At 32.9% G+C, this 20,202-nt stretch carries 22 protein-coding genes and 1 other RNA gene; 12 read left to right on the plus strand and 11 right to left on the minus strand.

The window, feature by feature from the left end:
* The first annotated feature begins 80 nt into the window (after window positions 1-80).
* Window positions 81-479: a transfer-messenger RNA gene (ssrA, locus tag KW502_RS03580) on the plus strand.
* 187 nt (window positions 480-666) lie between these two features.
* Here ssrA and KW502_RS03585 read toward each other — a convergent pair.
* From KW502_RS03585 to KW502_RS03630, 10 genes are all read right to left on the minus strand, one after another.
* Complete coding sequence (locus KW502_RS03585; RefSeq protein WP_219039167.1) at window positions 667-1,686, minus strand: cytochrome-c peroxidase; 1,020 nt, start codon at window positions 1,684-1,686, stop codon at window positions 667-669.
* 56 nt (window positions 1,687-1,742) lie between these two features.
* A complete protein-coding gene (locus KW502_RS03590; RefSeq protein WP_219039168.1) occupies window positions 1,743-2,594 on the minus strand; it encodes an MbnP family protein in 852 nt (283 codons plus the stop codon).
* A 33-nt stretch (window positions 2,595-2,627) separates the two neighbouring features.
* Entirely contained in the window at window positions 2,628-4,616 is a 1,989-nt protein-coding gene (locus tag KW502_RS03595) for a TonB-dependent receptor plug domain-containing protein (RefSeq protein WP_219039169.1), read from the minus strand.
* A gap of 1 nt (window position 4,617) precedes the next feature.
* On the minus strand, window positions 4,618-5,541 hold the full coding sequence (locus tag KW502_RS03600) for a FixH family protein (protein WP_219039170.1): 924 nt from the start codon (window positions 5,539-5,541) through the stop codon (window positions 4,618-4,620).
* A 223-nt stretch (window positions 5,542-5,764) separates the two neighbouring features.
* Complete coding sequence (locus KW502_RS03605) at window positions 5,765-6,091, minus strand: hypothetical protein (protein WP_219039171.1); 327 nt, start codon at window positions 6,089-6,091, stop codon at window positions 5,765-5,767.
* Window positions 6,092-6,231: 140 nt separating this feature from the next.
* Entirely contained in the window at window positions 6,232-6,726 is a 495-nt protein-coding gene (locus KW502_RS03610; protein WP_219039172.1) for a hypothetical protein, read from the minus strand.
* 142 nt (window positions 6,727-6,868) lie between these two features.
* On the minus strand, window positions 6,869-7,291 hold the full coding sequence (locus KW502_RS03615; protein WP_219039173.1) for a rhodanese-like domain-containing protein: 423 nt from the start codon (window positions 7,289-7,291) through the stop codon (window positions 6,869-6,871).
* A complete protein-coding gene (locus KW502_RS03620; protein WP_219039174.1) occupies window positions 7,281-7,595 on the minus strand; it encodes a rhodanese-like domain-containing protein in 315 nt (104 codons plus the stop codon). Before KW502_RS03620 ends, KW502_RS03615 begins: the two co-directional genes overlap by 11 nt.
* Window positions 7,596-7,626: 31 nt before the next feature.
* On the minus strand, window positions 7,627-8,265 hold the full coding sequence (locus KW502_RS03625) for a thioredoxin family protein (RefSeq protein WP_219039175.1): 639 nt from the start codon (window positions 8,263-8,265) through the stop codon (window positions 7,627-7,629).
* Between the two features lie 9 nt (window positions 8,266-8,274).
* The gene (locus KW502_RS03630) at window positions 8,275-8,793 is read right to left on the minus strand and encodes a TlpA disulfide reductase family protein (protein WP_219039176.1); all 519 of its coding nucleotides are present in this window, start codon (window positions 8,791-8,793) and stop codon (window positions 8,275-8,277) included.
* Between the two features lie 196 nt (window positions 8,794-8,989).
* On the opposite strand from KW502_RS03630, the gene KW502_RS03635 reads away from it, so the two are divergent.
* The 10 genes from KW502_RS03635 to trpA all read left to right on the plus strand — a co-directional run bounded on the left by KW502_RS03635 (window position 8,990) and on the right by trpA (window position 17,704).
* The gene (locus tag KW502_RS03635; protein ID WP_219039177.1) at window positions 8,990-9,442 is read left to right on the plus strand and encodes a MarR family winged helix-turn-helix transcriptional regulator; all 453 of its coding nucleotides are present in this window, start codon (window positions 8,990-8,992) and stop codon (window positions 9,440-9,442) included.
* 32 nt (window positions 9,443-9,474) lie between these two features.
* On the plus strand, window positions 9,475-10,107 hold the full coding sequence (locus KW502_RS03640; RefSeq protein ID WP_219039178.1) for an NAD(P)H-dependent oxidoreductase: 633 nt from the start codon (window positions 9,475-9,477) through the stop codon (window positions 10,105-10,107).
* A gap of 25 nt (window positions 10,108-10,132) precedes the next feature.
* Complete coding sequence (locus KW502_RS03645) at window positions 10,133-10,708, plus strand: YceI family protein (protein WP_219039179.1); 576 nt, start codon at window positions 10,133-10,135, stop codon at window positions 10,706-10,708.
* A gap of 189 nt (window positions 10,709-10,897) precedes the next feature.
* Entirely contained in the window at window positions 10,898-12,292 is a 1,395-nt protein-coding gene (locus tag KW502_RS03650) for an anthranilate synthase component I family protein (protein WP_219039180.1), read from the plus strand.
* 129 nt (window positions 12,293-12,421) lie between these two features.
* Entirely contained in the window at window positions 12,422-13,015 is a 594-nt protein-coding gene (locus KW502_RS03655; protein ID WP_219039181.1) for an anthranilate synthase component II, read from the plus strand.
* Window positions 13,016-13,072: 57 nt separating this feature from the next.
* A complete protein-coding gene (gene trpD / locus KW502_RS03660; RefSeq protein WP_219039182.1) occupies window positions 13,073-14,065 on the plus strand; it encodes an anthranilate phosphoribosyltransferase in 993 nt (330 codons plus the stop codon).
* Window positions 14,065-14,856: an indole-3-glycerol phosphate synthase TrpC gene (trpC, locus tag KW502_RS03665; protein ID WP_219039183.1), complete on the plus strand. Its 792-nt coding sequence runs from the start codon at window positions 14,065-14,067 to the stop codon at window positions 14,854-14,856. Before trpD ends, trpC begins: the two co-directional genes overlap by 1 nt.
* 122 nt (window positions 14,857-14,978) lie before the next feature.
* On the plus strand, window positions 14,979-15,602 hold the full coding sequence (locus KW502_RS03670) for a phosphoribosylanthranilate isomerase (protein ID WP_219039184.1): 624 nt from the start codon (window positions 14,979-14,981) through the stop codon (window positions 15,600-15,602).
* Window positions 15,599-16,786 (plus strand): tryptophan synthase subunit beta, encoded by a 1,188-nt coding sequence (gene trpB / locus KW502_RS03675; protein WP_219039185.1) that lies wholly within the window; start codon window positions 15,599-15,601, stop codon window positions 16,784-16,786. The genes KW502_RS03670 and trpB overlap by 4 nt, the downstream gene beginning before the upstream one ends.
* Before the next feature lie 153 nt (window positions 16,787-16,939).
* Window positions 16,940-17,704 (plus strand): tryptophan synthase subunit alpha, encoded by a 765-nt coding sequence (gene trpA, locus KW502_RS03680; RefSeq protein ID WP_219039186.1) that lies wholly within the window; start codon window positions 16,940-16,942, stop codon window positions 17,702-17,704.
* Between the two features lie 186 nt (window positions 17,705-17,890).
* Here the strand turns inward: trpA and KW502_RS03685 are convergent, their stop codons facing one another.
* Complete coding sequence (locus KW502_RS03685; RefSeq protein WP_219039187.1) at window positions 17,891-18,430, minus strand: DUF1697 domain-containing protein; 540 nt, start codon at window positions 18,428-18,430, stop codon at window positions 17,891-17,893.
* 108 nt (window positions 18,431-18,538) lie between these two features.
* On the opposite strand from KW502_RS03685, the gene KW502_RS03690 reads away from it, so the two are divergent.
* Window positions 18,539-20,188 (plus strand): vWA domain-containing protein, encoded by a 1,650-nt coding sequence (locus KW502_RS03690; protein WP_219039188.1) that lies wholly within the window; start codon window positions 18,539-18,541, stop codon window positions 20,186-20,188.
* The last annotated feature ends 14 nt before the right edge of the window (window positions 20,189-20,202 follow it).

The raw sequence follows: 20,202 nt of genomic DNA on the forward strand, positions 1-20,202 counted from the left end.
AATAGCCCGCCAATTGTTTTTTAGACAATTGAAACGCCCAAATAAAAGTTATTTATATTTTTGCTTTCGCAGAAATACTTGGGGTCGACTGGTTTTGACAGCGAGTCTAATTGGGTAGTAAGCACGTCGAGCGCTGGGATATAGCTCGTAAATATCATATTTCAAACTTTTTTAAACGGCGAAAATAATTACGCCTTAGCTGCGTAATCTGAACTAAAGTAAGATTACCTTAACCTATGTAAGACATAGGGCTAAGATGCCTCTGGAAAGCCTTGATTTATGGCGTTCCAACTAGAGGCACCGATAAAGTAAATCTAGGTAACTCGATACCTTTAAGGGTTACTAAAATCTTAAAGGTTAAGGAAAGATTAGAAGGTTTTCTGTCAGATCTTTCTCGAAAATTGAAGTGAAAAATAAACGTGTAGAAAGCTATTGAATTGCTTGTTTGGACGGGAGTTCGAATCTCCCCGACTCCACTTAAAAAAACCTCAACTATTTTAAAAACAAATAGTTGAGCTTTTTTATTTTTACTTATAAAAATGTTTTAATTTACACATCCTTTTTACTTCTATTTTCCTTAAAATGAGCTCTTCCGAATTCCGATTAATACTGAAAGTCTTTTATCTTTTAAAAATTAATAACCAAGAAAAGTAATTTAAAGTGAGATTAATGATTTATAAAATCAGGATCACTTAATGTTTTCATAAACGCTATAAGATGTTCTTTTTCTTCTTCTGAAAGCGATATTTTATTGTTATTATCTTTAAGAATAGGATCTAAATTTTCAGCATATAAAACTCCAGAATCTAAATAATCTAAAACTTCTTTTAGGGTTTTAAATTGACCAAAACTTCCGTAAGGCGCTGTATATTCTACATTTCTTAATGAAGGAACTCGAAAACTCATGTAATCATTTTCTAGACCGGTGACTCTTGCTCGTCCCGCTTCATTAGAATCGGAATTAATAGGAAAACCAATATTTCTAAAACTTTGATCGGTAAATAACGTAGTACTGTGACAACTCACACATTTTTCTTGAAAAACCTGATAGCCTAGCGCTTCAATTTCTGTAAAGACTTCTCCTTCATTTCGTTGAATTTTATCATACTTACTATTGTTAGAAGTTAGTGTATATTCAAATTGAGCAATACTTTTATATATTCTATTTGCAGTAACTTCTTGATCTCCGTAAGCTTTCTGAAATAATTCTCGATAATCTTGATTGTCTTCAATTTTATAAATTATCTCTAGAATAGAAGAATCCATCTCTTCATGAGTAATAATAGGAACTAAAGGTTGATTTTCTAACCGAAGTTTACTGCCGTCCCAACCATAAAAATTCATAAAAGCTAAATTTTGAATTGGCGGTGTATTTCGTATTCCTACGCGACCCTCAACTCCAATTGCTTGGCTATGCGTATCTGCAAAAGCATGTTTTTGAATATGGCAACTAGCACAAGAAATAGAATTATCTGTACTTAATCGTTTTTCATGAAATAGCTTTTTACCTAATTCAACCCCATATTTTGTAGGCATATTAGTGTAAACCGAAGAATTTAATTCAGGAAAATCTGTCGGAATAGTTAATGCTACTTCTGGATTTTCATAAGAAACAGACGAAAGCTCGTCATCACTACATCCTATTAAAAAGAATATGATTAAACCTATTGCAAATATTTTTTTCATCATTATAAAAATTGAAAAAAGCCGCCTATTTTGTTAAAGGCGACTTTTTTACACATCTAGTTTTGTACTGAAATAATTGAGAACATTCCTTTCGTATTAGTCTCTGCATTACCCCCAAGGTTATCTACAAATTGTACCATATTAGCAGCGGTATGAACACTAGGCGTTGCATTGCCGTCGCCTAGAGTAATGGTATTTGCTGCTCCACTCAATAAATGATTAAAATCTGCTTGAATATTAATTTTAGGTGCACTATTACCTACAACCGCGTTAGTAGGAAGATCTAATATTATATCTCTATACGCATCTACTCCCTGAGTGTAACTACCTTCTTGTCCTTCTACAGTACTTCCGGTATGAATAGATAATTGTTTATTATCAGTATCATAAAATCCTTCTATTTTAGTAAATCGGTAACCGGTTCCCCATTCCCACATCATTTCGGTATCGTTGGCTCCGGCTGAAGCATAAAATTCTGGAAATCTTGTTTCATCTAAGGTATTGATGTCACTACGTACTCCTAACCCGAATTTAATTTGTTTGTATTCTGCGGTTGGTATATTAGTTAGTTCGTAAGTAGTAGTTTCAGGTTTTGCCTGATTTACCACTGTAGCTCCTTCATCTAAATCGTTTACATTATATGGAAATTCTGTACCATCTTCTTTTATTAATCTGATGTTGCTAATTACATATTTCAATTCAGAAAAATGGTGTACTTGTCCTTCTGCAGAAGTATTCACCGTTGCTGCTGCTGAAGTTGCATCTCCAAGTACAATTGTTTCACTCCCGAAAGTGTTGGTAAATTCTAAATCTACATTGTTTGCAACAGGCATATCATCATCACTGCTACAAGACATAAACGCTAATGAAATAGCTAATAATAAAATTGGTTTTTTTGATAGTTTCATTTGTAAAAATTTATTTATTAAAGATTAATTGTATTAAAATTTGAATTTTAAAGACGTAAAAATATTACGTCCCATTCTAGGAATATTTCCCCAATCGGCATACGTGCTATAATATTCATTAAAAATATTTTCGGCCCCTACTTGAACAATTGCCTTATACTTATTTAGATTAAACGTATAATTAGCTGAAAGGTTCCAAATGGTGTACGAGGGAGTTTGATCTTCTCCGTATTCTGGACTATAATTAATTTGCTCAAAATCTCCATTAACTGAAGTCTGAAACCCATAATTTTGATATGAAAAATGAAGTGATGTTAAGTAACTAAGCGGACGGATAAATGGCAAATTCCCGCCATCATCATCTTGACCGCGTGCATACGTAACCGAACCACTCCAGTTTAAATTCTTTAAAATAGTATAGTCTGCATTTAAAGAAAAGTTGAATAGGGTAGCATAATCTAAAGAAGTATAGCCTTTCACTCCTACCGATTGGTAATTCATAGGGCTTCCCATACTTAACACACGCCCAATGATATAATTACTGATGTAAAAATAATTCACCTTGGTTTGAATACTCATTTTCTTAGTTTTAAAGCCTGCACTGGCATTGGCTTCATAAGAAATTTCATTCTTTAAATTAGGGTTTCCTATATAATCATACCGATCATAGCTATTATAAATATAATACCCATAACCTTCAGATACAGAAGGCGCTCTTTCTCCATACCCTGCACCTACAGAAAAATTAAATTGATGTAGATTTAAGGTATATCCACCATAAAGACTAGGTAAAAACCTTGTTTTTTCTTGAGGAGCATCCGGATGAAAAATCCAGTTGAAATCTACATATTTAGAATGATTGTAATTCACACCTAAAGATCCGCCAAAATTTAAAGCACTCTTTTCAGAAATATCCCATCGGTTATTTAAAGAAAGACCTGCATAACGTGTAGTCACCCAAGGCCAGCTATAGGCAAACATAGTCCGCTTGCTTCGGTCTTGTGGGTACATCCGCATTTCTGCAATCGATAAATTATTGTAGGCATTTAACTGTGTTTCTAAAGAATAATTTTCTTTATGCAGATTCACTTTTGAAACCAAGCCATAAGTAGTACTCCACCCTGGCATATCCATATGGACTAAATTTTCCGGTCGTGTAGTATCGTCCATCTCATGTTCTATTGTATTAAAATAGACTTTGGTATCCCAAACCCTGAATATACCTTTATCAAAAAGCTGTTTATAAGACGCTGAAGTAATAATGGCTCTAGAAAGTGATAAATCCATAGGCAGTGCAGGATACCCCACATCTCTTGCCATATCGAATATAGCATCTACCTTTAACGACGATAATTCACTGGTTTTATATGCCAGCCCTAATGACGTATTAAACTTTTTGTATTGAGAATAGTTGATTTCATTACTATTTCCATCCGAATAATTTTCTGCTTTTCGATAAGATATACTCCCTTCTGCTACTAACTTATCGCTAGAATAGGCTACATTCCCAAGATTAAAAAATTGTTTATTATTGAATTCAAATCCGGACTGATAATTTCCATTCCATTTTTTGGCTAGCCCAAAAGGCGTGCTTTTTCTTTTTAAATCGATACTTCCGGCCACAGTTGCTCCAGAAAGTCCGCCTGATTGTCCTGATTTTATATCTATTTTAGAAAGATTACTACTTTCTACATACGAGGTTACCGGATCCATTTTATCGGTACAAGCTCCAAAAATATGCATCCCGTCAATGGTTATAATTGATCGTTCTGTATTCATATTATTCAGCAATGGCTCCCAAGCATATGCTCCTCTTTTTATAAAACTGATGTTATCTGAAGAGGCTAAATACTCATCTACAGAAACTGCCATTTTCATTTCCGTTTCTAACTGCTTCTTCAGTATTTTTATTAAGTGTACTTCTCCCAATAAAACCGGAATACTATCTTTCTCTTTAGGTTCTTTTTGAGCATTAGCTATAAATGTTGCCAAAAGAAATAATATGGTGAGTTGTTTCTTCATTTTAGAATAAAGTATCTATATACAATTCGCCTTTTTCACCTTCAATACCAGGGGTAAAAGCTGTAGAAACCTCGGTGCCTTTTACAACTTCATCTTCACTATTCAGCATAATAAAATTTAAAGTCCATGCGCCTGTCATGGTATAATTAACCACGCCGTGATAGAAACCATCGCTACCTTGAGTAAGATCTTGATTGTTTGGAGTAGAATGATTTCCCATAGAGGGTTCTGGCATTCTTGGGTCTATCAACAGGGTGTAGTCTTCAACTACTGAATATGAAAACTGTGACGGATCTGGAAAATCTCCCGCTGGTGTTGTTGGATTATTATATTTATAAATACCAGCAATCAACTCGTTTTCTGCAACTTTTGGTTTTCTAGGAGCTACTAAAGCAATAACATACTCTTGATTATCTGCTCCTGTAAAACTTGTAATATTTAAGTTTTTATTGAGTTGCTCTTCAACAGAAATCTGTTGATTTACTTGATGAATTTGATTATTCGCTGTCAAGCTGAAGTATAATTCCCAACTCTCTAATGAAGTACTTTCAGAAGTAAATACGGCATAACCTACATAAGCGTTCTCTGCTTCATCGTAAACCAAATTATAACTATGCGGACAAGAAGTTGCCACATCATCACTTGAAAATATAGGCAGTAACGTAACCTCAGCACCAGCTAAATTTTCATTGGTTTCTGTAACCGTAAGCTGTAAACGAATTTCATTATAGCCTTTATTAAAAGTTCCGTTTAAAGATTCGACACTAATTTTATAATCTCCAGTATTAAAAGAAAGCGCGTCTTCAAAAATATAATCTTCAGTAACTGTTGGGCTTAACTCTGCCTCATAATCTGTTTTGTCAATGGTGCATGACAGGGTTACTGCAAATAGCATTGCAGCTAACCAAAATATAATATTCTTCATTTTTATTGAATATGAATATTAAATTGATGAGTAAATGAAAGGCAGCAAAAGGGATAGTCTACAAAACACTGTTATTATAAAAAACAACATATCGTATTTGTATAGATTTTTTGCTGATTTTGAATAAGTTAAATTTTCTTAGTATGAATAAAAATATCCATAGCATTAGTCTGAGATATTGAAAAATCAATATCTTAAACTCACTTCTAAAAAAATTTGATATTTATACGATGGGAGGTCTAAAAACAGAATCTTTCTCGAAATAAGAATAGGCATAGATATATTCTGAATTTATTTTAGATTTTAGCGTATAGGCAAAAGTTTCAATACCAAAATCTTCTTCTATTTGCTGAAAGAAAACAATACTTGTTTCAGTAGAAAAATGTTTTTTTTCTTTTTCTGTATCTGAAGCTTTAGATAGCTGCCTCATTAAATAGCACTTTCCATTACAAGCAAGTTTTGGCTTATCTTTATTTACACAAAGTTCGGTTTTAATATAATCGTAAAAAGCCACATATTCTAATAAAGGCAGAACGGGCTTAACGAGCATAAATATAAAAAATATGTAAACACCTAACTTCACGCTGTAAAGATCGTTATTATTTTATTATGAAGCAACCTCAATTTAGTCTTATAAGATAGACTAAATCTCAAAAAATTACGAATGAAATGAGATTTTAAATAGATAAGTTATTTCAGCTGAAAACTTTCTAACACACCATTCATTTCTGGATAAATTTCTGAATATACATCTTCTTGACTCGCCAAGGTTAAAATATAAACTTGATTTCCTTTTTTATAATAATCTTGAATATACTTACGCATTCCTTCATCAAAAATAACTTTAAACTCAAGACGATAACCATTTAAGGCATTTCTTTCAAACTCATTAAAATCTGTAATTACTGCCACTAGATCTATCTCATCTTTTAATTGTTGAGCTGCTTTCGCTAAGCTTAAATTACCGAAATCTCGAGTTACCATATTTATATTCTCTATATATTTACGGTCTCTTTTTGGCTTTTTAGGATTTAAAATAAATTCAGTATTATCTTTTCCACTTTTGTCTAAATTTAAATTAGACGCATAAGTAATTGAATAATTTTTATTTCCGAAAATGTGCTGCTTTTCATGCTGACAACTGATAAATATAAAAATACTGAAAATTGTTGCAAGAAATTTCATATTGTTATAAATAAACACGCTATACTTTACAAATAATTAAAATTAAAGTCTAAAAACAAAAAATGATTAACTAAATTATACAACATATAATTTAGTTAATCATCTTAGTAAGATAAGGTTATTCTAGAAAATGAATTAACTCTTATTTTTTTGTCTCTTTGCCTCTATACTTCCATTCGGTAATTCCTCCTTTTAAATCGTAGACTTTTACAAAGCCAGAATCTTTTAATATTTGAGCACTTTTTTCACTTCTATTTCCTGAATTACAATAAACAATCAAGGGCTGATCTTTATTTAATTGTGAAAGTTTAGCAGAGAAATTTTTATCATACACAATATTTTGCGCATCTTGTATATGTTCTTCATTAAACTCATCTTCTGTACGTACATCGATGAGTTTAACATTATTCACATCAGAAAGTTCTTCAACCTCTTCAGGGGTCACCATCTCAATAGTATCATCAGGTGTTACCTCTTTACACGAAAAGCAAAACCCTAGTACAAGAACTAAGGTTGCGAGAATAATATTTTTTTTAAAGAAAATATCCAATTTATTAATTTGCATTAGTTTCACCTTCCCATTCTGTAATACCACCTTGCAAGTTATAAGTATTTGCTGCGCCTACTTGATCTAATATTTGACAGGCTTGTGCACTTCTTTTACCAGAGCGGCAATACACATAGAAATTTTTAGATTTATCTAACTCATTGATTTCATCCATAAATTTTTGAGCTTGAAAAATATCTAATTGCGTTGAATTAGGGATGTGTTTTTCTTCATATTCTTCATCGGTACGAACATCTAACAAAAATGAATTATTATCATTTTCATATTGTTCTTTCCATTCTTTCTGAGATAATTCTTTCATAAATTACTTTTTTGAAGACAAAAATAAGTTTTTATTTAATACTACAACCAATAGCTTTAGTAGTCTTTACAGAAACTTCTTTTCCGGCTAACAACTCTTGAATTGCATTCTCTAGAAAAGTTTCTTTTACATCATTAGGATCTTGATAATTATCATCAATTGCACCAATGTATTTCACTATATTTCCTTTTCTTTCTTTTTGTAATAAATAAACATGAGGCGTTTTTGTCGCTCCATAAACTGGATATATTTTTTGCCCTTCATCTAATAAATAAGGAAAAGTAAATCCTTTTTGCTTTGCTCTTAACTGCATGTTTTCGAAACTATCCTGCTCATTTTTATTAGGGTCGTTTGGATTAATTGCTATTACAGGATAGCCTTTAGGCTTGTATTTTTTATCTAATGCCACAATTCTATTCTCATAAGCTTTAGCATAAGGACAATGATTCGTGGTAAAAACTACAATAAAACCTTTAGCTTCATCAAAATCGCTTAATGAAACCATTTTACCGTCTATATTCTTCAATTTAAAATTGGCAGCAGTATCACCTATATGGTAACCATTTTCAGATGAGTTTGAAGACTCTTCACTGTTTACAACATTGTTTACAGCAAAAGCAGAAGCAGCAATAATTGCTGCCGAAACGGTTAAGATTTTAAAAGTTCTCATAATTATATTCTATTTGGCATTTTTAAATTTTTCAACTTCTTCAAGTAACTCTTGATAAGTGTCAAATTTTTCAGGGTAAAATTCTCTATTCTTTGTGTTATATAGTAAAGTAGCAGGAATGGCTCCATCCCAATTCTCATCTACTTTTGGAATCCAGTTATTGCTTCTTGGATCGTCTAATAAAATTACTTTTGCATTAATATTATTCTTCTCTACAAAAGGTAGCAATTGTGATTCCTTCATGTTTGGCATATCTAAACTTACCAAAATCACCTCAACATTATTTTCTTCCTTATTAAGTTTGGTAAAATACGGCAGCTCTTCTACACAAGGAGCACACCAAGTTGCCCAAAAATTAACTATGTAAGTTTTATCTTCATCATTAGGAAGTTGAGCTTCTAACTGATTAAAATTATAAGTAGGAATTTCTAAACTTTGAAAATCTGCTTTAACATTTTCTTTTTCACCAGCATCTTTACAACTTATAACGAGTAAAATTAATCCTAATATTAATATCCATTTATTCATATATTACTCAAAATTACATCATTACTTCATTTCAAAGCAATACGTTAACACGAATTTAAAATTTCATTCTAAATTTAAAAGCTAAAGCTATAGGTTAGATTGTTACTCTACCTAAATTTTAAAAAAATTTAACACTAGTTTGATAAATAAAACTTTATTTAAACATACATTTGTATATACAAATATTGTACAAACAATGAAAGTTGAACAAATTTTAAAATCAAAAGCAAAGTTTTCAATTGAAAAAAAAGTGCTCATTAACTTACAGTTAGTGAGCACTAAAACAGGAAGTGAGATGATGTGCACGCTTAAAGAATTTGGAGTTTCTGTACAACAATTCAATGTGCTAAGAATATTAAGAGGCCAAGATAAAAAACCAGCCAATTTAAGTACAATACAAGACCGAATGGTACACCAAATGAGTAACACTACTCGCTTAGTCGATAAATTAATTGAAAAAAAATTGGTAGATCGCTGTATTTGTGAAGAAAATAGACGTAAAGTAGAAATAGTGATCACTCAACAAGGATTAGATCTTTTAAATAAAATTGACCCCAAAGTTGAAGCCTTAGAAAAAGAGTCTACCAAAGGTTTAAACCAAGAAGAATTAAAACAATTAAATATCTTATTAGAAAAGTTAAGATCATAAATTTTAATTAAACATTTGTATATACAATAATTATGAAAACACTTTTAGAAAATTTAAACTGGAGATACGCTACCAAACGTTTCGATGAAAATAAAAAGATTAATAAAAAAGATCTTTCAGACCTAAAAGAAGCTATTCGTTTAAGCGCCTCTTCTTACGGTTTACAACCTTATAAATTTATAGTAGTCGAAGATCAAACCGTAAAAGAAAAATTACGCGCTGCAGCATACAATCAGCCCCAACTTACAGAAGCATCTCAAGTAATTATTTTAGCTTCTTATACAGAAGTAAAAGAAGAATACATTCAAAACTTTATGAAAGATGTTGCTGAAACAAGAGGTTTAAAAGTTTCAGATTTAGAAGGGTATGCAAACATGATTAAAGGTGCATCTATGACATTACCAAAAGATCAACAAGCAGTATGGACCGCTAAACAAGCTTACATCGCTTTAGGATTTTTATTAACTGCTGCAGCCACTTTAAAGATTGATTCTTGCCCTATGGAAGGTTTTAATGCAGAAGAATTTGACGAAATTCTAGGTTTAAAAGAAAAAGGATTAACAACAGCAGTTATCGCTCCAGTAGGCTATAGAAGCGAAGAAGACGCTACACAAAATCAAAAAAAGGTTAGAAAGTCTAACGAAGATTTATTTATTAATATTTAATCAAATTTCCGAAAATCAGCAAATTATGAAAACAAACCTATTAAAATCAGTTGCACTTTTTGCAATGGTAATCACAATGATTTCCTTTACAGCAAACCCTATCAAGAAAAAAACTTTAGACACAAAACAAAGTAAAATTGAGTGGGAAGGTGAAAAATTAACCGGTTCTCACGAAGGTACCATCATGTTTAAAGAAGGCTACTTAAACATGGACGGAGATAAAATTACAGGTGGTGAATTTATCGTAGATATGTCTTCTATTATTGCTACAGATTTAGAAGGTGAATACAAGCAAAAACTAGAAGGTCACTTAAAATCTGATGATTTCTTCGGAACAGCAAACCACCCTACTGCCAAATTAGTAATTAAAAATGCAATTAAAAAAGGGAATGATTACGGAGTAATTGCAGACCTTACCATTAAAGGAATAACTAAACCAGTTACTTTCGATTTAGATATGAATGCTGATACAGCTACTACAGAATTAACAATAGATAGAACTGAGTATGATGTAAAATACGGATCTGGAAGTTTATTCGATAACTTAGGTGATAATGTAATTTATGATGATTTCGAACTAGACATCACTCTTAAATTTTAAATAAAAGATTTGGTAAATTAAAAATCATACTTATCTTTGAAGCAATGAAAAATTTAACTGTACATACTTGGTGGTGGAATAACTTACGGCAAAATTCGTGAGCTAGCACCGCTTTGTATATTACCATATCCAAAAAGGCTTGTCATCACGACAAGCCTTTTTTTTATTGAATATTTTTAAAACAAAATTATGTATACCCTCAAAACCGAATCAACAAAAATAATCGCAGATACGATTACTCCGGTAAGTATTTATTTAAAGTTACGCGATCAATTCCCGCATAGCTTACTGTTAGAAAGTAGCGATTACCATGCTAATAAAAACAGTTTCTCTTACATCTGCTGTAATCCCATAGCTTCTATTAAAGCTGAAAACAACACACTTTATATTGAATATCCTGATGGGAAACTAATTGAAAAAAATATTACGTCAGAAGTTCATATTCCTTCAGAAATAGAAAATTTTGCCAAGCAATTTCATACAGAAGAAACTAATTACAAATTCATTCATAACGGTATTTTCGGTTATACAGGTTACGATGCTGTAAAATATTTTGAGAATATTCAACTTCAAGAAAAAGAAAATAAACTCGAAATCCCAGATTTTTATTACGCCGTTTATCAAAATATAATTGCCATTAATCATTTTAATAATGAAGCCTATTTATTTTCACACAACTACAATTCAGAAAGTAATTTAGATACGCTACTTGCCTTATTACAAACTAAGAATTTTGCTCAATTCAATTTTGAGACCGATGGCGATATCACTTCAAATATAGAAGACGAAGTTTATAAGCAAAACGTAGAAAAAGCTAAACAACATTGCGCACGAGGCGATGTTTTTCAACTGGTTTTATCGAAGCGTTTTACGCAGAAATTTAAAGGCGATGATTTTAACGTTTATCGTGCTTTACGAAGTGTAAACCCATCTCCTTACCTATTCTATTTTGACTACGGAAATTTTAAAATCTTCGGAAGTTCTCCCGAGGCACAATTAGTAGTTGAAGATGAAATGGCAGAAATTCATCCCATTGCAGGAACCATAAAGCGTTCTGGTGATGACGAACGTGATGCAGAACTTGCCAAAAAATTAGCTTCAGATGCTAAAGAAAACTCAGAACACGTCATGCTCGTAGATTTAGCTAGAAACGATTTGAGTAGAAATTGTGCAACGGTAAAAGTAGAAACCTACCGCGAAATTCAGTTTTTCTCGCACGTGATTCATTTGGTGAGTAAAGTCACAGGGAAAAAGAAAAAGAACATCAAAACCATGCAGTTAGTGGCAGACACCTTTCCCGCGGGAACATTAAGCGGAGCTCCAAAATACAAAGCCTTAGAATTAATTGAAAAATACGAAACCGTAAACAGAACTTTTTATGGCGGTGCGATTGGTGTGATGGATTTTAAAGGAAACTTTAATCATGCCATTATGATTAGAACATTTTTAAGCAAAGATCACCAACTACATTGGCAAGCCGGGGCAGGAATCGTTACCGATTCTAAACCAGAAAACGAATTACAAGAAGTTTATAATAAACTAGGAGCGCTTACTAAAGCCTTAGAAATTGCTAAAGAATTATAACAATCGAACTAATCGTCAACCTGAACTTGATTCAGGTTCTCATTCAGCTTGTAAAAAACCCTAATGAGATACTGAAATAAATTCAGTATGACTAAAAGGTTCATTAACTACCATATGAAATCTTATAATATGAAAAAGATATTAGTCATCGATAACTACGACAGTTTTGTGTACAACCTGGTACATTATTTAGAAGACCTTGGCTGCGAAGTAATTGTTAAAAGAAATAATGAAATTGATTTAGAAGAGATTAAAGCTTTCGATAGAATTTTACTTTCTCCAGGACCGGGAATTCCTTCAGAAGCAGGTTTATTAAATGAGATCGTAAGCAAATATGCACCTACTAAAAGTATTTTAGGAGTTTGTTTAGGTCAACAAGCTATAGGCGAAGTATTTGGAGCTAAACTTAATAACCTTAATCAGGTTTTTCACGGAGTAGCTACTCCTATTCAAATTGTAGAGGGTGAAAATAAACTGTTTAAAAATTTACCGCAAACCTTAGAAGTTGGTCGCTATCATTCTTGGGTGGTTCAAGATTTACCTAACACGTTAATCCCAACTTCTTATGATGAAAACGGACAAATTATGTCGCTTCGTCATCGGGATTTTCAAGTATATGGTGTGCAATTTCATCCAGAATCTGTGCTCACGCCACAGGGAAAAGAAATGCTGAAAAATTGGATTGAAATTCCTGTAAAAAGCGAAGAAACTATTCCTGCATAACTAAGATCTTGAATTCTATAAAAAAAATCAGATTTCGATTTATAAAATTTCATTAATATGAAGCAATTACTCAATAGATTAACACACCACGAAATTTTAAGCAAAGCGGAAGCTAAACAGGCGCTATTTACTATTTCTGAAGCAAATGCTAATCACAGTCAAATTGCCAGCTTTCTCACCGTTTATATGATGCGTAGCATCACTATTGAAGAATTAGCAGGTTTTCGTGAGGCACTTTTAGAATTAGCGGTTCCCATTAATTTGTCAGCATACAATTCTATAGATTTATGCGGTACGGGTGGCGATGGAAAAAACACCTTTAATATCTCAACCTTAGCCTCCTTAATTACTGCTGGAACTGGTGTGAATGTCACCAAACACGGAAATTACAGTGTTTCATCGGTAAGCGGAAGCAGTAATGTACTTGAAAGTTTGGGTGTAAAATTTTCTAACGATCAAGCTTTTTTAGAAACTTGTTTAGAAAAAGCCAATATTTGTGTATTACACGCACCACTTTTTCATCCGGCTATGAAATTTGTAGCTCCCGTAAGAAAAGATTTAGCCGTTAAAACTTTCTTTAATATGTTGGGCCCAATGGTAAATCCTGCCAAACCAACACATCAAATTGTAGGAGTTTTTAGTTTAGAACTGGCAAGAATTTATAGCTACCTCTACCAAGATACAGCAACTAATTTTAAAATTGTACACGCACTCGATGGTTATGATGAAATTTCACTAACCGGAGATACTAAAATAGTGGGTAATCAAATAAATACCGTTTTAACTCCCAAAGATTTTAATGCTGAAAAAATTCAGGCAAAAGAAATTTATGGAGGAGAAACCATTTCAGAAGCGGTTCACTTATTTCAACAAATTTTAAACGGAAATGGCACAGAATCACAAAATCAGGTAGTTTGCGCAAATGCAGCTTTAGCGATTTCAACCGTTAAAAATTGTAGCCTTCAAGAAGGCTTAGCTATGGCTGAAGAATCTTTAAAAAGCAGAAAAGCTTTAGAAAAATTAAAAACACTTCAAAAACTAAGCGCATAATGGCAACTATATTAGACACCATCGTTAAGCATAAGCTTACAGAAGTTCGGTTAAAAAAAGAATTGTTTAATATATCCTATTTAGAGCAATCTTCGCTACTTAAAAGAAAATGCTTTTCGTTAAGTGAAACTTTAAAAAACAGCAAAAGCGGAATCATTGCAGAACATAAACGCCGCTCCCCTTCTAAGCCAAGTATTAATCAAAAATTGCTTGTTAATGAAGTGGTTTTAGGTTACCAAAAAGCAGGAGCTTGCGGAAGTTCGGTCTTAACAGATAATAGTTTTTTTGGAGGTTCTTTAGAAGACTTACAATTGGCTAGAGCAACTACAGATTTTCCATTATTGCGAAAAGATTTTATTATCGATGAATATCAAATTTTAGAAGCTAAAGCACACGGAGCCGATGTGATTTTGTTAATCGCCGCAATTTTGAGTCCGCTACAAATTAAAAACTTTACTAACCTCGCCAATCAATTGGGTTTAGAGGTTTTGCTAGAAGTTCACAATGAAAAAGAACTACAAGAAAACCTTAATGCACAAGTTCAGCTTATTGGAGTGAATAATAGAAATTTAAAGACGTTCGAGGTTTCTACACAAATTAGCAAAGAACTAGCCCAACAAATTCCAAATGAAATCGTTAAAATCTCTGAAAGCGGATTAAAATCTGTAGACGATATTTTAGAATTGAGAACCTACGGTTTCCGTGGCTTTTTAATTGGAGAAACCTTTATGAAAACTGAGAATCCTGGGGAAAGTGCTGAAAATTTTATTAAAGAAACTGAAGGTAATTAATAAATTAATGTTGATAGATTAAGTATTTAACAACAAATTTTAACGTCATGCTGAACTTGATTCAGCATCTCATCAGAAGAGGAATTCAGGATAAAATCCGGGATGACAAAAAAATTAAAAAAATGAAACTGAAAGTCTGCGGAATGAAATATGAAGAGAATATCTTGGAGCTTGCAAAGCTTCAGCCTGATTATATGGGTTTTATTTTCTATAAAAAATCAGGACGATTTGTAAGTGAAAAAATTCCTGAAATAGATTCTACTATCAAAAAAGTAGGCGTTTTTGTAGATGCAGACTTCAATTTTATTCAACAAAAAGTTAAAGATTACGATTTACAGACAATTCAACTTCACGGAAATGAAAGTGTTGATTTTTGCAGAAATTTAAAAAAATCATTCAAAAATAAAACGCCAGAAATTATCAAAGCATTTGCTATAAAAGATGAATTCAATTTTAGCCTATTAGAAGAATATCTTGATATTGTAGATTATTTTCTGTTCGACACCAAAGGAAAACAACCTGGAGGCAACGGATATACGTTCGATTGGCAAGTATTAAAAGAGTATCCATTTCAAAAACCGTTTATGTTAAGTGGAGGAATTGGTTTAAATGAAATAGAAAAAATTAAAGCATTTCAACAATTAAATCTTCCTTTATATGGCATCGATGTGAACAGTAAATTTGAAATCGAACCCGGAAGAAAAAACATAGAAAATTTAAAAAAATTTAAAACTCAATTGCTATGAGTACAACAAATCATATTAATAAAGAAGGTTATTACGGAGAATACGGTGGTGCTTTTATACCAGAAATGCTCTACCCAAATATTGCGCAACTAAAAGCCCAATATTTAGATATTATTGGCGATCAAACTTTTCAAGAAGAATATCAACAATTGTTGAGAGATTACGTAGGCAGACCTACTCCGCTCTATTTCGCTAATCGATTAAGCGAAAAATACAACACTAAAATTTATCTAAAACGTGAAGATCTTTGCCACACTGGCGCGCATAAAGTAAATAATACTGTAGGGCAAATTCTATTAGCCAAACGTTTGGGCAAAAAACGCATCATTGCAGAAACAGGAGCTGGACAACACGGCGTAGCTACTGCCACAGTTTGCGCATTAATGGGAATGCCGTGTTTTGTATATATGGGCGAAATTGATATGAAACGCCAAGCTCCTAATGTGGCGAGAATGAAAATGTTGGGCGCCGAAGTGATCCCTTCAACTTCAGGAAGTAAAACCTTAAAAGACGCTACCAACGATGCTATTCGTGATTGGATTAATAATCCTGAAGAAACTCATTATATTATTGGTTCTGTGGTAGGTCCACACCCTTATCCCGATATGGTGGCACGCTTACAGAGTATTATCTCACAAGAAATAAAAGTACAGTTACTAGAAAAAGAAAATAAAACCAATCCCGATCATATTATTGCCTGCGTGGGCGGCGGTAGTAATGCAGCGGGAGCTTTTTATCATTATTTAGATGAAAAAGACGTCAATCTCATAGCTGTTGAAGCTGCAGGAAAAGGAATTAATAGCGGAGAAAGTGCCGCAACTTCTCAACTCGGAAATAATGGAATTATTCACGGAAGCAAAACCTTGTTAATGCAAAGTGAAGACGGACAAATAACCGAGCCGTATTCTATTTCAGCAGGCTTAGATTATCCGGGCGTGGGACCAATGCACGCTCATTTATTTGCTAGTAAACGTGCAGAATTCTTATCGGTTACCGATGATGAAGCGATGCAAGCTGGAGCCAACCTCTCTAAGCTAGAAGGTATTATCCCGGCTATAGAAAGTGCTCACGCTTTGGCTGCTTTAGAACAAAAGAAATTTCAACCCGATGAGGTGGTGGTGATTAACCTATCTGGTCGCGGTGATAAAGATCTAGAAACTTATATGGACTATTTTAATTTATAATTTGGGCGCCCGAGCGGGCTATTCGCTATATCTTTTTTGCTTGTCACTTCGAGCGGAGTAGAGAAGCTTTACATAGCAAAAAAGGATGCCGCTTCTATCCCTGGCGCAACTGTAAATCTTTAAAAAATTAGAATTTCAAAATTACACCTTAACATGAATAGAATTTCAAAAAAACTACAAGAAGATAAAAAGTTACTTTCTATCTATTTTACGGCAGGTTACCCAGAACTTAACGATACCAAAACTATACTCGAAAAACTTGAAACATCTGGAGTAGATCTTGTCGAAATTGGTTTACCATTTAGCGATCCGTTAGCCGATGGCCCTACCATACAAGCAAGCTCTACCAAAGCTTTACAAAACGGAATGACTACCGAAAAACTTTTTGAACAACTCAAAGATATTCGAGAATCTGTTTCTATTCCGTTAATCATCATGGGATACTTTAACCCAATGCTACAATATGGGATTGAAAAGTTTTGTGAAAAATGTGCAACTATTGGTATTGACGGACTTATAATCCCAGATCTCCCTTTAGAAGTTTACACCAAAGAATATCAAAAGACTTTCCTGCAATACGGTTTACAGAATATTTTTTTAATAACGCCACAAACCGCAGAAGAACGCATTCGACAAATTGATAATGCTTCTGAAGGTTTTATATATATGGTAAGTTCAGCTAGTATTACTGGAGCTAAAAATAGTTTTGGAGACGCACAACAAACTTATTTTGAACGCATAAAAAATATGAAACTTCAACACCAACAAATTGTAGGGTTTGGTATAAGCAATCAAGAAACGTTTCAAAAAGCCACACAATTTACAAAAGGGGCTATTATTGGTTCTGCATTTATTAAACATTTAACCGAAAATGGAACGCAGCATATTGACTCATTTATCAAGCAGATTAGAATGTAAAATTAACCTTTTTGATTATACGTAATTTGTAATCATGAGTGTTTTCGTCATTCTGGACTTGATCCGGAATCGCATAATCCATTGAAAAACAAAAATATTCAGGCTGAGACTCTGAATCAACACTTCGACTCCGCTCAGTGTGACAAAAGGGTGACGGTTTCTTATTATGATTCAAAAGACATTAAATCAATCTTTTAATAAACTAGAAATTTTTAAAGTAGTTTTCCAATTACGGGCAGTGGCTTTTGTATTCAATTTTTTCTCAATAAGTGTGGTAGATAATTTCGAGTTTCTTACACCATCAATATAATTTACATAAAGATGTTGGTTTTCAACTTTAAATTCTTCAGTAGAAAATTTTAATTCTTTAAAATTTTCTACTGCCTCTTTAGTTGATTTTTCCTTTAGAAAAATAAGATGCAACTGTTTAAAATCTTCTGCTTCAGGAAATGGATTTTCAGTTATTGTTTTTTCTATTTCTTCGGCAGTTCTAATAATCACCGGAATTTCGTACGTATATTCTTCTAATAAATGTTGCGTTAATTTTTCTTCTAGAATTGCCGAACTCTTTTCTTCCGAAGTAAAAAATAAATTACCACTTTGAATATAGGTCGAAACTTCTGTAAAGCCTATTTTCAGCACAGATTCGCGTAAATCTGCCATCTTTAATTTTCGCTTTCCGCCTACATTTATGCCTCTCAATAAGGCAATATATTTTTGACTCATTTTTAAAATTTCGGTTAAATGATTTATATAAAAAATAATGAATTTGTAAAACTATCAATTTTTTTGGCAAGTTGTTTGTAAATGTCTTTTCAACACAAAACTTGAATTATGAAAAACATCAACATTCTTTTCGCAGTACTTGCGCTAGGCTTATTTTCTTGTCATAAAGAAATTAAAAATTCGATTCAGCAAGAAGATCAACAATCGAAAACAGCTAACCCCCCAGAGATTTTAGAAGAAAATATTGAAGATTTAGAGTATAATGAAGTTGAGGTTAAAGAACTATATGCTCCTCAAGCAATTCAAAGTGATATGAAGATGAAACAGATACCTTCTATTCCAAATCCCCAAGAAAACCGAGAATCGTATAAAGAAATTGAAGAGAATATCTTTAAAATGGTGAACTCTTCGCCGCTTTCAACTTTTTCTATCGATGTAGATAAAGCAAGTTATAGCAATGTGAGAAGAATGATTAACAACGGAGAAACTATTCCTAAAGACGCGGTAAAAATTGAAGAATTCATTAATTATTTCGATTACGATTATCCGCAACCTTCTGGTGAGAATCCTTTTTCTATAAATACTGAAGTTGCTCAATCTCCTTGGAATAAAGACATCAAATTGGTAAAAATTGGTTTGCAAGGAAAAAAAGTTTCTTTAGGAAATATTCCGCCTTCTAATTTGGTATTCTTGATTGATGTTTCTGGTTCGATGAATGCTGCAAACAAACTTCCGCTTTTAAAATCGGCTTTCAAATTATTGGTAAATCAACTTCGCGATGAAGATAAAATTAGCATTGTTACTTATGCTGGAGCAGCTGGTTTGGCTTTACAACCAACTTCAGATAAAAATAAAATTCTAGAAGCCTTAAATAATCTAAGTGCAGGCGGATCAACCGCTGGCGGACAAGGAATACAATTAGCGTATAAAACTGCTGAAGAAAATTTTATAAAAGGCGGAAACAATAGAGTGATTTTGGCCACCGACGGAGATTTTAATATAGGCGCCAGTAGCGACCGAGCGATGGAAGATTTAATTGTCGAAAAAAGAGAAAGTGGTGTTTTTCTTACTTGCTTAGGGTTTGGAACGGGAAATTACCAAGATTCGAAAATGGAGACACTTGCCGATAAAGGAAACGGAAATCACGCGTATATTGATACAATGCAAGAAGCGCAGCGCGTCTTAGGAACCGAGTTTGGAGGTACTTTATATACCATTGCGAAAGATGTAAAAATTCAGGTAGAATTTAATCCTGCAAAAGTACAAGCTTACCGACTTATTGGTTATGAAAACCGATTGTTAAACGATGAAGATTTTAACGACGATAAAAAAGATGCTGGTGAATTGGGTAGCGGTCATTCGGTAACTGCGCTTTATGAAATTATTCCGGTTGGGGTAAGAAGCAAATGGCTAAAAGATGTAGACGATTTAAAATATTCAGAAAAAAAAGTAAAAGGGAATTCAGATGAATTACTTACCGTTAAATTTAGATACAAAAAACCCGATGGTGATAAGAGTAAGCTCCTTACAAAAGTGACAAAAGATGAGGATATTCAATTTGAAAAAGCTTCTGAAGATTTAAAGTTTAGCGCAGCACTCTCCATGTTCGGAATGAAAATTAGAGCGTCTGAATTTGCCGAAGACATTTCAAAAAAAGATATAATTAAATTCGCTGAAGAAGGTAAAGGCAGCGACAAGCAAGGCTACAGAGCAGAATTTATTAGACTTGTAAAGGCATCTATAAATAAGTTTGATTAATTATAAATGACTTA

Source organism: Mesonia aestuariivivens (assembly GCF_019311235.1).
Lineage (GTDB): Bacteria > Bacteroidota > Bacteroidia > Flavobacteriales > Flavobacteriaceae > Mesonia > Mesonia aestuariivivens.